This is a genomic window from Bradyrhizobium elkanii USDA 76 (genome assembly GCF_023278185.1).
GTDB classification, from domain to species: Bacteria; Pseudomonadota; Alphaproteobacteria; order Rhizobiales; family Xanthobacteraceae; genus Bradyrhizobium; species Bradyrhizobium elkanii.
In genome coordinates this window covers 3,623,502-3,635,831 of the sequence record NZ_CP066356.1, presented here as the reverse complement: position 1 = coordinate 3,635,831, position 12,330 = coordinate 3,623,502, and the positions used below count along the sequence as shown (strand labels likewise).

At 57.2% G+C, this 12,330-nt stretch carries 15 protein-coding genes; all 15 read right to left on the bottom strand.

The features are described 5' to 3' along the window. Positions 1–693, bottom strand: a complete 693-nt coding sequence (locus tag JEY66_RS17415; protein ID WP_080650381.1) for a lysozyme — start codon at positions 691–693, stop codon at positions 1–3. Further along, complete coding sequence (locus JEY66_RS17410; RefSeq protein WP_198164361.1) at positions 683–1,090, bottom strand: endonuclease VII domain-containing protein; 408 nt, start codon at positions 1,088–1,090, stop codon at positions 683–685. The genes JEY66_RS17415 and JEY66_RS17410 overlap by 11 nt, the downstream gene beginning before the upstream one ends. A 208-nt stretch (positions 1,091–1,298) precedes the next feature. Next, on the bottom strand, positions 1,299–2,984 hold the full coding sequence (locus JEY66_RS17405) for a hypothetical protein (RefSeq protein ID WP_141382016.1): 1,686 nt from the start codon (positions 2,982–2,984) through the stop codon (positions 1,299–1,301). Further along, positions 2,984–4,474: a YML083C domain-containing protein gene (locus JEY66_RS17400; RefSeq protein WP_141382018.1), complete on the bottom strand. Its 1,491-nt coding sequence runs from the start codon at positions 4,472–4,474 to the stop codon at positions 2,984–2,986. Before JEY66_RS17400 ends, JEY66_RS17405 begins: the two co-directional genes overlap by 1 nt. Beyond that, on the bottom strand, positions 4,475–5,578 hold the full coding sequence (locus tag JEY66_RS17395) for a tail fiber domain-containing protein (protein ID WP_018272515.1): 1,104 nt from the start codon (positions 5,576–5,578) through the stop codon (positions 4,475–4,477). Continuing rightward, positions 5,579–5,974 (bottom strand): hypothetical protein, encoded by a 396-nt coding sequence (locus tag JEY66_RS17390; RefSeq protein WP_018272516.1) that lies wholly within the window; start codon positions 5,972–5,974, stop codon positions 5,579–5,581. Beyond that, positions 5,958–6,272, bottom strand: a complete 315-nt coding sequence (locus tag JEY66_RS17385) for a hypothetical protein (RefSeq protein WP_026193010.1) — start codon at positions 6,270–6,272, stop codon at positions 5,958–5,960. Before JEY66_RS17385 ends, JEY66_RS17390 begins: the two co-directional genes overlap by 17 nt. Next, complete coding sequence (locus JEY66_RS17380) at positions 6,269–7,981, bottom strand: hypothetical protein (protein WP_018272517.1); 1,713 nt, start codon at positions 7,979–7,981, stop codon at positions 6,269–6,271. The genes JEY66_RS17385 and JEY66_RS17380 overlap by 4 nt, the downstream gene beginning before the upstream one ends. Beyond that, positions 7,981–9,189 carry a tail fiber domain-containing protein gene (locus JEY66_RS17375; protein WP_080650382.1) on the bottom strand — a complete coding sequence of 403 codons (1,209 nt, stop codon included), beginning with the start codon at positions 9,187–9,189 and terminating at the stop codon, positions 7,981–7,983. Before JEY66_RS17375 ends, JEY66_RS17380 begins: the two co-directional genes overlap by 1 nt. A gap of 244 nt (positions 9,190–9,433) precedes the next feature. Continuing rightward, positions 9,434–10,087 carry a phage adaptor protein gene (locus JEY66_RS17370; RefSeq protein ID WP_018272519.1) on the bottom strand — a complete coding sequence of 218 codons (654 nt, stop codon included), beginning with the start codon at positions 10,085–10,087 and terminating at the stop codon, positions 9,434–9,436. Then, the gene (locus tag JEY66_RS17365; protein WP_018272520.1) at positions 10,087–10,407 is read right to left on the bottom strand and encodes a hypothetical protein; all 321 of its coding nucleotides are present in this window, start codon (positions 10,405–10,407) and stop codon (positions 10,087–10,089) included. The genes JEY66_RS17370 and JEY66_RS17365 overlap by 1 nt, the downstream gene beginning before the upstream one ends. Further along, positions 10,407–10,694: a hypothetical protein gene (locus tag JEY66_RS17360; RefSeq protein ID WP_018272521.1), complete on the bottom strand. Its 288-nt coding sequence runs from the start codon at positions 10,692–10,694 to the stop codon at positions 10,407–10,409. Before JEY66_RS17360 ends, JEY66_RS17365 begins: the two co-directional genes overlap by 1 nt. Then, positions 10,695–10,913, bottom strand: a complete 219-nt coding sequence (locus tag JEY66_RS17355; protein ID WP_018272522.1) for a hypothetical protein — start codon at positions 10,911–10,913, stop codon at positions 10,695–10,697. It lies immediately after the preceding gene. 52 nt (positions 10,914–10,965) lie between these two features. Further along, complete coding sequence (locus JEY66_RS17350; protein ID WP_018272523.1) at positions 10,966–11,310, bottom strand: hypothetical protein; 345 nt, start codon at positions 11,308–11,310, stop codon at positions 10,966–10,968. A 57-nt stretch (positions 11,311–11,367) separates the two neighbouring features. Further along, on the bottom strand, positions 11,368–12,324 hold the full coding sequence (locus tag JEY66_RS17345) for a DUF5309 domain-containing protein (protein ID WP_018272524.1): 957 nt from the start codon (positions 12,322–12,324) through the stop codon (positions 11,368–11,370). Positions 12,325–12,330 lie beyond the last annotated feature (6 nt).

Below are 12,330 nucleotides of genomic sequence, written 5' to 3'. Positions count from 1 at the left end.
TTATCCTCTTGAGAAGATCGGGGCTTGCGCGAGCGATGCGCGGAGCTTTGACAGGTCAGGGCTTCGACGCTGGGCGTAGAAGATTTGAGCAGCCTGAGGAGGCTGGAACGCCGGTGCCTGAGCAGCCATCCCGGCGTCTCCCTGTGGAGCGGCCTGCGGGACCTGTGCAAAGACCGGTGGTTGTTGCGGTGCAATGTTCAGAGGGGCACTAGGAGCCGTTGCGGGAGTCACTGGTGCGGCTTGCGGCTGGGCGGCTGGTTGCCCACCAAACCACGCCGCCTCTCGCTGACGCCTCGCTGTGAGTCCCGGATCGACGTTTCCGCCGGCATGGTTGTACTGGAGGAAGATGCTCTGGGCTTTGTCCCAATCCCCAGCCTTGACGGCCTGTCCGAGGCCGGATTGTTGCCAACCGGGCCCGGCGTTATATGTAAGGGAGGTCAGCGCAGCCCGGACACCCGGAGGAAGGTTCGGATTGAAGGCGTCTACGCTGGCAGCGGCTTTCCCGATCTCGTCCTGAAACCGCTGCTCGTAGACTGCCTGTCGCTGATCCGGAGGAATGTTTTCGTCGCCCGGCTGGGCTTTCGTGCCATAGCCGGAACTGTATTGTTTGTAATCCCAGTTGGATTGAGGCGAATACCCTTCAGAGCCCTTGATCGCATCGATGTACGATTGGTCTAGACTGCTAGTTGCCATGATCTTTCCGATCACCGAGATATTTGATGGCGCTCAGAAGAAAAGACGTGCTGTCCCTAAACATGCCGATGCCTGTGTTACAGTTGGAGCACAGCAGCCCTCTAACGGTGCCGCATCCATGATTGTGATCAACGACAAGTTTGTCCGGACAGTCGCCACAGATGGCGCAGCAGCCATTTTGGCGTTTCACCATTGCTTCGTACTCTTCTTTGGCGAGACCATACGTGTAGCGAATATGCTCCTCTGCCTTTCTACGCTTCATCTCCCCACTAGCTTTCAGCCGCTCTCTATAGCGCTTGCGGGATGCAGCTTGACGCGACTTAAAATCCGGATCGGTCGCTCGTCTTTTGGCAAAGTATTCTCGCTGCCATTCTCTTCGTTTTTCAGAAAGTGCCATCGTTTCCCCAAATCATATGAACTTCTGGATTCTAGCATTGATCTGCAAAAAGTGAATCGGGTCTAAGGCCATGTGGTTTTTGCTTCAAGGACTGATTGTGTTTGCTGTCGTCGCGTCGAACATCCATTGGAAATGGACGCCAAACACCTATCTCGCCTCGATGATTGGATTCATCGCGGCGTTGGTCGTGACAGGCATGTTCAATGAATTACGGACTTGGCAGCATAAGCGGGCGGAACGCCGCGCTAGCCAGAAGCGCATTTGAGAGAGCCCGATTGGCAATCTGGCCGCGGGGCTGCGCCGCAAGCACCTGATTGCCGAGATAGGCCTGTACGGGACGTGAGAGCAGTGCGCGGCCAGCAACTGCTGGAGCCGCCAATCCAGCCAAAGCGCCGGCAGCCGCACCGCCAGGACCGCCGGCAGCGCCAGAACTTCCCCCAACGATTGCGCCGATCGTCTGCAGCATATGCGTGACGTTGTGGCGCGGCGACGTGCCTGATTGAGGCAATGGCTTCAAGAGTGCTTCACCAGCTCGGGCGAGATCAGCGAAATCACCGTTACCTCGAGCATATGCACGACGGTTCTGCTGAACGACCGCGTTGCGGAGCTGTGATGGCGAAATCAGACCTTCAGCCGCCCCGGATCCGGCTCCTGTAGCTGCACGCTCAAGTACCAACAGATTTCGATATTCTCGGCGAGCATTCCGCAGGATTTGCATATCCTGCTGGTTTCCTGTGCGGAAAAGCGTGCGCTCCATCGCATTATCGAGAGCCGTTCGAATGCCCTGAAGTGCTGCCTGCAAATGAGGATCGTTCGTCGATCCACGCGCCTGCGTAGCCAAGCGCGAGGTGATGGCGTTGAACTGCGGCCCATCAATTCGGCCCGCAGCTATCATTCCGCGGAGATCGTCGATGGTGTTGGCGACGACAGGTGCGCGATTGGATGCGCTGACAAGATTATTATAGTTGCGTTCGACGCGTCCCAACTCATTGTTGAAGGCAGCCGTAGGCAAGACGTTATTGCGGCGCCCGACACCTTCAATATCGCCACCGATGCGCGCAAAGGCATTATCGATGACCTCAGGCGTGGCGCGGTTGGCATCAATGCCCGCGCGCCGCAGGGCAGCGGCCGTGAAATTCTCGGCTTGGTTCTCCATGACGCGGGCTGCCGCTCCACCGGAGCCAGGAGTATCGCCAAGAGCGCTTTCCATCCATTGCAGCGGCCTGCTGCCGGACGATTGCCCTGCGGTGAGCGGGACCCCTTCATTGCGAAGGGTTTCAGCCAGTGCCTGACGTTCAGCGGATGCCGGCAACGGCGTAACCACGCGGCGCGCGGCACCTTCAATGCTGGGCGATAACAATGCGCCAGCGACCCGCGCATACGGCTCAGCGGCGGTTCCTTTTGTCAACTGCCCGGCAGTTTCGCTACCAATCGCTGGGAGCGCCACATTTCGGACGAAACGAGCTCCAAGCCCTCCTTCACCGCCAGCCAGCATCCCCGGGAGAAATTCCGCGCCCGTTTTGGTATATGCACCAGCAAGCGTTTTCGGATCATAGAATGCAAGATTGCTCGGATCGTTGTCCTTGACAGTATTCAGGACATCTTGCGAAGTCGGCGCGTTTGCAAGCAATCGGCCGCCCGGCAGAGCATAGCTCGCGGCATTTGCCACGTTCTTGACCGTCGAAGGATCAAAGCCGAGTTTTGAACCGGCATAATCGACGGCACCTCCTAGCACGCTGCGCACATCGCCGACTGCGCCGATTGTCCCGGCCGCTGCATTGGCGAGGCCGGATCCGGCGCTCTTGGCGATATCCTCGCCCGTAGAGACATCAGGCGCGTAGTTCTGCCATGGCCCGCTATCGGCTTGAGCGTATTGCTCCCAAGGACCAGCCATCAGTTTACACGCTCCCAGCTGTTACGGTCAGCTGGATTTCCACCTTTGAAGCGATAACCTTGCTGCACGTCACCAACCTTAGGAGCACCAGCAGAAGGCTTGCTTTCGGCTTTCGTGTCTCCGTTTGCCCACTCCTCGATCTTGGCGAGTGCGGCCTTTGACTTGTCGGTCAGGAGGTCACGCGGCTGACTGGAGGTGTTCATGCCGCGGTCGCGCTGATCGTTCAGGGCATAGAGGCGAGATTCCATCAGACCGATAGCAGTCTTGACGGCCCCCTTCAGCTGTTCAGGCGACTGTGAGGCGTTGAGCGTGCCCTTCCACTGCGCGATTTCATGGTCGGAAATGCCAGATCCCTTGAAGACCTTGGCGAGCTCATCCGCAACGGCATTCCGGGCCAGATTGAAGTTGTTTACCCGCGGATCACCGGTTTCGGAGTTAAAGACGTTCTTCACCGAGTTGACGGTCGGAATCGAGTAGTTGTCCAGCGCGTCGGCCTTCTCCTTCAGATCGGCAAGATGGCCGACAACCGTATTGAGCGACGTGACATTCTTGGCCGCCTGCCCTGACGCGAAGTCTTTGGCGGTCGCGGCTCGAGAACCCCACTTCGTCAGATCAAAGCCAGGTTCGTATTGGGCAGCCGCGCGCATCAAGGCCTGGATCTGCGGCGACTTCAACGCAAACCCGCTCGGCGGCTGCATGCGGCCTTCGACAATGGCCTTAACCTGCGACCGGATGTTTTCTGGAAGGCTCTGCAGATATGGTTCACCAGTCAGGCTGGTATCGCCGAGAGAATTTGTGTTCTGCGCGGTGCCAAGCGCGCCAAGCGGCTTTCCGTTGATGGTCTGCTCGCGCTCGTTGACGAAACCATACTGATCAACGCCAGTCACGGGGTCTTGCCCAACCTTCTGGAACTTCTCGCGGTTCGTGAGCGCTTCCTGGAGGATCGTTTTGCCGGCCTCGGGATTCATTACGGCAAGCATGGCCTTCGATCCCGCCTCTTGCGGCGAAATGCCCGATGACCGCAACGTTTGGAAGACAGCCTGAAACTGCGCGCCGAGATTTTGTTGAGCAATGCTCTGCGGGTCAGTGCGATTTCCAGTGATCGCGCCAAGGATCGAGCCGCCATTGCCGATGCTCTGAAAGCCCTGACTAAGGCGATCGAGGAAATTTCCACCCGCCTGCCCTCCTAACGCTGGCGGAAGCGTCATCTGAGGCGACGGCTCCTGAGGAGCCTGTTGCGGTAGCTGCCCTTGCGTAGGCTGCGCATTGGGCGGCAAAGACATCTGAGCAGGCTGATAGAGATCCGCAGCCCCAATGCGCGGCATCTGATATCCGCCGATCCCCATGTTCGGGGCCTGCGCCGGGGTGTCCTGCTGCGGAAAGCCGCTTGATGGAGCAATCGGCGCGATATTTGCTGACAGCCGAGACAAAAGTCCCTGATTGCCACTATATGCGGACGGATCGAAGATGTAGTCCAGAAGCCCAGCCACTTAAGCGACCTCCAGAGCCTTGTCTGTTGCGAGTTTATAATCGACGGCCTTGTACGCACCGATGCGTCCGACAGCCTCAGGCGTCGTCTTCTCGACATCCTGCGCCATGAGCCCGATCTGGAATGCCGGCTGCCCCTTGTATCGATAGCGATAGACTGGCGTTCCGTCGAACAGCGTGCCGACCTGGGCAATGTCTTCTTTGGCATTGCGGTCCGAGATCAGTTTGAAGATGTTCCCAACCGTCGAACCGCCACCTCCACCGAACAACGAGCCCAAGCCGCCAGCAATCGTTCCGAACTGCTGGGCGCCTGACATCTGGTTCGTCGTGGTGCTTTGTCCGCTCGACTGAGACCCTAGGCCCGCAATCGGGATACCGATCTGCGATAGAAGGCCGAGATTTTGAAGCGGAATGCCGTACTTTTGGGCTTCGGCGGCTAGTGTATTGGTAGCCCCGGCGTTCTGAAGATCGCCAGCACTCGAAGCCGCAGCCACTCCATTGCCTTGGTTCGTCAGGTACTGCTGTTGCAGACCGGCCAGCAGACCAGAGTTCGTATTCCCTGCACCGTAGAGCGCATTCGCAGCATTCTGCTGGTTGGCTACGTTCTGATTGTATTGCTGCTGAATGAGTGGCGCCACGCCTTGAGCGATGCCACGAGCAAGCGCCTGCGAGTTTGCGCCGGACATATCTCGGCCTGACGCCGCAAACTGCCCATTCACATTGTTTGTGATATCGTTCGTCAACGTGTTGACGGCATCACTAAATCCCGGCGTCGAATAAGGATTGTAATTTGTGTTGGAGGCAAGCGGCTGCGTCGCATTCACGTAGTTCTGATAATTTTGATTGATGTTGCCGGCTTGATTAAGCGCGCCACCGCCATTGAAGAGCGATTGAGCATAGTTCGACGCTTGAGGGCCGAACTGCGCCGAGATCGCATTGGAGTTGTTCTCGATCGTCCCAAGCGCATTATTCTGAGCACCCGTAAGTCCGGTGTTGCCGGTCGCGCTATTGAGCTGTCCAATGATATTGCTCAGCAAGCCCTGCGTCGGCTGCCATGGCGCCGTTGTGGAGCTCTGCGTGGTTTCGGATTTCGACGTGCCGCCCATTTAAAGGCCTTTCTCCAGTATCACATGCTCGACTCGATATCCGTCAAGCACTCGTTCCCATCCCTTGCGCCCGTACAGGCGCAAGGTTGAACAACCCTCGTCCTTTGCGTATTTCTCGATCGTCGCGAACAACGGCAGCCAGCGCTCCCGCTGATGGCCGCTGCACGCCGTCAACGTGCATACGCCACGCGATAAATGCGTTGTCGCGGCGGCCTCGATCTGCTCAGACCACGCAAGCCAAAGAAGCTGCTCACCGGCCAGAACTTGCTTCTCGATATCTTCAAACGCACTCAAGCCGGTTCGCTCGATTGCAGTCTTGATCAGTCCTGAAGCGAACGGCCAAAATTCATGTACTCGCGCCGGATCGACGCAGATCAAGTCAACCGAGGATGGCATACTTGAATGTTCGATCCGCGGTCGCATTGTTCGCGTGTGTGACCGTGAACGATTTATTTGCTACCGCGCTAAGGTACATCGTGCCATTACCGATTTCAGTAGCAGCACTTCCCGTGGTCGGCGTGAACAGCACGGTAGAACCGCTCGCACAATTCTGATCGCTGACTGTCGTCGAGGCGACACTCGGCACGAGCGTAACCGTCCCGACTGCGTTTGACCGCCCCGCGCCAAGCTGCTGCAGCGAGAGAATGACCTTCTTAAGGTCGGTTTCTGTAAGACCGGGAATATAGACAGTCACAGATAACCACCCTGCACAACATCAGGCTCGATGCCGGCACAGAATGACCAATCCGTCCCCGAAGGAATGCGCACCTTGAAGCGTGAATAGCGCGTCTCCCGGCGCATATCACAGCGACCGGTACGAGCGTTGATTAGAACCTCTGTGCCTGCTGTGGGCGCCGCCTGCTGGGTATCCCGATATGATGCTGAGCCGTAAACCGTTGCCGCATCCGTGATCGGTCGAAACCCGCGTACAGTGATCTTTCGTCCATCAGTACCCTGCTCGCCACTCTCAAGAATGGCCTCAAGGTTGGCACCACGATAGAACCCAAGTTGATGTGTAGCGTTGAACTGCGCGATTTCAGGTTGAACTGCCGTTGCGTAGGCATCCAGGCTCAAGATCATGGCATCCAGCGAGCCGCCGATCTGACCACCACTTACATAAGCGTGCGTGAAGGTCGATCCGACAAGATCAATATGCGTGGAATCGATCTGGGTGAACTGCCAGCTGCCGTTCGCTTCGGTCGTCCCCTGCACCCCATAGACTACGATATGGTTCTGGCCGATGATTGTGAAGTTCGCATTCGACAACGCCGAGAGTGTTAGTCGAATAGCACCAGAGCCATTGTTCGCAGCCCCCGTGATGGTTAGCGGCGTAGGCGCAATGGCATCGAGCGATTCCAGCGTTATGCCACTCTGTGAGATACCGAGGAGATATTCCCCCGAATTCGAGATAGGGAAGAACTTATCGAGCACGTAGTCATAGCCGATGATCTTGTCGAACAAAGCGGCTTGGCCATTCGTTGATTTATACGCCCAGTAGACCCGCGAACTGCGCGGATCAGATGCTCCGATGAATAGCTGCAAATTTGCCTTGTCGATATCAGCAAGAAACGTACGATCAACCTTTTCGCGCCCGATCGGCTCCGGATAGCCGCCAGGATCGATTTTCGCGAAGCCCTGCCCCGAATAGAAGAAGATACGCTCGCCTGCCCGAATGATCGAGTATGGCGCATAAAGTCCTTTGTCCTGCGCGATACGATCGATCTGGAAGACGATCGGAGAACCAGGCACGTAGGACATGCGCCGGATGGCCTGGTCCTGAAAGATCACGCCATATTCGCCGCCGGCAACACCCCGGACGATGCCGCCATCAGGAAAGTCCTGGAAGTCGGACTGATTGACCCCGCTCGTCCAAGTCGTCGTAGCATTCAACCCGGACCATTGGATCCGGTACGGATTGGACAGAAGTCCTGAAAGCACCAGGAACCTGCCGACGACGCTGATGTAGGCCGCCTGAGGCGGAGAGCCTGCACAATCGGCAAAGGCACTTGAGGATGTCAGGTCATAGACCTGCAAAACCGTGTTGGCCTGTGTCGCGAACACAAGATTACCGAACTGGGCGAATTGCCAATTCGCAGTCTGCGATCCAAAAGTAGGTGGGGTATAAACGCCCCCTCCCTTGGAGACATCGGTCCATGTGAAGTCTGTGTTGTTCAGCAGATACAACTTCGTTGCGGTAGCAGAAAATGTCAGGACTGATCCGTCCGACTTCAGAGCATAGAAGGCGCCACGACAGGTCGCTGGCAATGGCCGCGTATAGCTCGACACGCTGGGGAACGGCCCGTAACCGTCGCCACGAGGAATGACGTTCAAGATCGTCTTCGGGGTCTGAGCCTCATAGTCCGTAGTGTCTGGCGTCCATGCGCCCCACTGAAGCAGTGGCATCAGGTGCTCTTGCTCGCGAGTTGCTGCTCGAGGTCGTCAATACGCTTGGCTTGCTTGAGGATTAGCGCCTTAAGTTCCTTGACACCTTGAAGCGCCAACGGGGCCAACTTGTCATAAGGGACCGTCCACATGCCTTCGCCACTAGCGTCCAATTCAGCAGCATCGTTTCCCTTATCGGCGAGTTCGGGATGGATCGCGTAGAGCTCTTGAGCAATGACGCCGAAATCGGGACGCCCATTGTGCTTCCAATTAAAGGACACAGCCCGAAACCGTTCTACCCAATCCAGAACCGACGCCTCCCGGACGTTATCTTTGAGTCTTGCATCCGATGGAGCTGACCAAGCTGTCGCGCCCTGAACAACCACGGGGCCGGCGATCGCCGTAATCGCCGCGCCGCCGGTTCCGCTCACCGCTGTAAATGTCTGCAGGCCGCCCGATGCAAATCGGAGCCAAGACGCAAAATTCGATGCTCCGTAGTTGTAGACACCGGTGGAGTTGGTCGCCAAGTAATTGTATCCGATTGACGCATAGTCGCCGCCAGACGCGCCCATGTTGATGCCGGAAATACTCGCCATCGAGTAGTTTCCTGAGCCAGTGCTGGCCTCAGCATACATTGAATAGTTCTGTGCGGTGCCCCTGTGCAGGTTCTGGATGTAGATCCCAAACTCCTGCAACACAGAGCCGCTGCCGCCAGTCGCGGCGATGTACATGCCAATGCGGTTAGTAACGGAAGCACCAGAGTTGATGGTCGGCGCCGAATAGAGGCCGTAGTCATATGCAACTGTGACAGTCCCACCGTAAGTCGCGGCGGCCTGGAAATTGGCGACATGACTCGGAGTGCCAGAACCGGAAAACGTACCTTTAATCGTAATTCGAGCATCGAATGGAGCATATCCAACCGAGGCGGCCGGTATCCAGTTAGTCGAATCAGAATAGCCGTGACCGTCGGCTGTCATCGTGCGATCTTGGCTGATCAGGATCGACGGATTGTTGCTATTGGTTACGTTTGCCGAACCAACATGCAGCTGACACAGAGGCGAAGCTTGATTTATTCCGAGATTTCCGCCGATTGAATTCGTTCCGTTGATCTGATTGAGATCGAGAGTACCTGCAACGGCGTGCGTATCATTCCATGCCGCCAGATCAACTTCAGCTTGTGGGTCAGATGTTCCGCTTGAGACCTTCTTGTGCGTAATGGAAAGAGCCATCTAGACCATCACCTCTTATTCCAAAGGCCTGCCGACGGACCGGTGTCGTATCTCGGAGAACGAGAAAATCCACTTGGCGAAAAGCCGCGTGTAATTTTTTGTGGCTTTATCGACCAAGTCTCCGCGCTAACTGATTCTTCGTTCCACAACCCGGCAAGCGATCCAGTACTAAATCTTGGCAAGCGAGAAAATCCATCTGGAGAAAAACCGCGCATGACTTCTTGCGGTTTGATTACCCATGTATTCAAGGTGTCACTCCGCTCGGTCGCATCGTCAAGGGAGATGCATTGAAGGCAGCGGTGATGTTGGCCGTGTTCAGGCTATCCAAGGCTGTCTTGAGCCCTAGCGCCCAAGTCTGGATGCGCTCGTCCTCCTTCAAGTAAGGAGCGGTTTCGAGCAGCGTTCCGTAGAGGTAGAGATCGGGTGCGGCTGTGAGAAGCCAATTGGTCGTATTGCTTGCCAAGGCCGGGATATTCTGCCGATACACCATCTCGATCGTGTAGTTGGCATCCGGGGTTGGCGCCAACTCGATCTCGGACCCCATGATGGTGAAAAATAAAGGCTGTCCTGCCGGACTACCGCTTGAAGTGCGATACTCATCCAACTGAGTGCCGCTCTTGAAATCCAGATGAGGTTTATTATCGACACTCGAAAGCCTGATGCGACGCATCGACTGGAAATCGGTAGGAAGAGAAATGAATTCAGGTTCAGATGAGGTCGTATCGACTGTGGTCGTAGCCCTTTGCTCCATCTGGCGCACAAACAAATCCCGGTTCATCTTCGCTTCGAACAGCTGAATGAACGTCGGAATGCGAGCAATGAGAGTCGTGTCCTGATCTCGCGCTAGATACTCAGTCACGGCTGCAATAAGATCGCTGGCGCTCGCAATCGTGGCCATCAGCTACCGAACCCCATGAAGCTCTGGACCTGCTGGCTGTCAGTCCGGAGATATGCCCACTCCGGGTCCTTCAGCTTGCGATCGACAAGTGCATCCATTTCCGGTCCGAACAGCCTGATTGAGACGTTCCCGCGCTCGTATTCTTCGTTAAGCCAGCGCGTCAGGATGACATTGGGAATGGATGCAACGTGCCGCCCCCAATCGCTTTTCTGCGCCATCGATCGGAGCATCTTGTTGTGCTCCAGGATCGGTTCAACATCCTGAATGGTTTCGACAGCAACGTCTTGACCGTTGCTGTCGATGTGGATGCGCGTTTCCATCAGCTAAGCTCGGTCACCGAAACTGTTCCGGTGCCAAGCGCAGCCAGCTTCTGGCCCGGCGTCACAGTGAAGTAGAGCGGGATATTCGCCGGCAGAAGGGTATCGGTAGCTACCGCAGTAGGCGTACCGTCTCCGATCCGTATGGTGATGCCAGTTTGGGTCGTCACCACCAGGATTTGGAACGTCTCAGAACCGAAGGCATTGGAAGCTGCGCTGCTGCCCGCAGGCGCGACGTTCTGAGTAACGCCCTGCCGAGAAGTCGGCTGCTTGATCTGAAAGACGGCCATTTATGATCCGATCTGAACTTGCGTGATCGAGGTGGAGTTGTAGGTGATGGCGAAGCCGTTATTGATCATCCACTGAAGCATCTCGAATGTTTCGAGGACACTGCCGCGGCCGGCGATCGTTCCGGAAGTCTGCAGCTTCGCAACAGCCTGCGGGATCACTGAATTGGCCGTGCCGGCGGCCGTCTGATCGGCTGCTCTCGTCTTGGAAAACTGAGACATAGCGTTTCTCCAAAAAGGCAAAGACGCCCGTCTTTCGAGGGGCGCCTTTCGTTTAGGTGAAAGCTCTGATGATGACGGAGTAAGCGGCACCGGCCGCGCCCGTACCCGTGAAGCTGATCACGTCGCCAGCATTGACGTAAACAGCGCTGGTTCCGGCGAGCGGGAGATCAACCTCAGTAGTAGCCCATGCCGTAGCAGCGAGGGTCATACCCATGGCAGCAACTGTGGTGCCGTTGATTGCAACAGTAACGGTACTGGCCTGAGCGGTAGCGGGAGAACCAAAGACCGCCACGACCATTCCCGCAATCGGCGCGATAGCATACACAGCAGTCGTTCCAGCCGTGGTGCTTTCCGCGAGCACATAATCCGCGTCGGTTTTATTCTGAACGAGGGGCATCTAAGCCTCCAAAGAAAAAGGCGCCCCGAAGGGCGCCAGAGGTTGAGGATAAGAGGCTTACGAGCTGGTATTGTCGAACACACCACCCGAAGACTTCTCGTTGCGAGCAACGAGGGTGTACTCCGAGAGGATCTGACGCTTCTGGCTGTCGCCGGTCGGCGCAACGTAGACCGACACGAACTTGCGGCCGTTCAGGTAGGCAACAGCCCACTTGGCTGTCTCGAGCACCAGCACGTCGCGGGCGCGCTGGAAGCGATCCGGGACGACCTTGAGCTTGCCGAAGTCGGATTCGTAGGCGTCAACCGACGCCGTGATCTTCTTCGAAGAAGCCTCCTCCATCGGGGTCGAACGGCCCGTGAAGGTCGAGAACGCCTGCTTGTTGAAGGCGCCCGTCGAGATCAGGTTCGGCTTGCCGCCGCTGGTCCAGATTGCCGAAAGGACGGTCTTCAGGCGGACTTCAGTGAAGGCCGCCAGCGTGCCCGTGCCGTCAGTACGGGTGCCGGTACCGTCCGCCGCGGCAGGGTCGGCGGGGCTGGTGCCGGCCTTGCTGGTGTTGGTCTTGATCCAGGACAGGATCGACGCGCAGTTACGCGGGTCGCTCGAGGACTTCGCCTGGTTCGTGCCGAACAGGATGGTCTCCATGTCGCGCTTGAGCTCGAGGCCCTTCAGCATCTCTTGGTAGGCCATTTCATTGGCGCGGCCGGCGTGCTTGACCGCCTGCTGGGTGCCAGTGACCTGCGCATACTTGGAGCTGATCTGCGCGATATTGCCGAGACGAACGGTCGGGGTGACCGCAACCGCGGCGAAATCGGCGCCTTCAGACTGCGCGTTGGAGCCGGAAGCCGCCGCCAGAGCCTGGGTCTGCCATTCGTGGTTGACCGCGGTCGCCTTCTCCGTGTCAAGAGCTGACATGAGCGGGGTGTCGGTCGGGTCAATGCGATAGATGATGTCCGAGAGGTCTTCCCGATTGCCAACAGCCGCGCTGGTGGCAAACGCATTGGTAGGAATAGCCATTGTCGT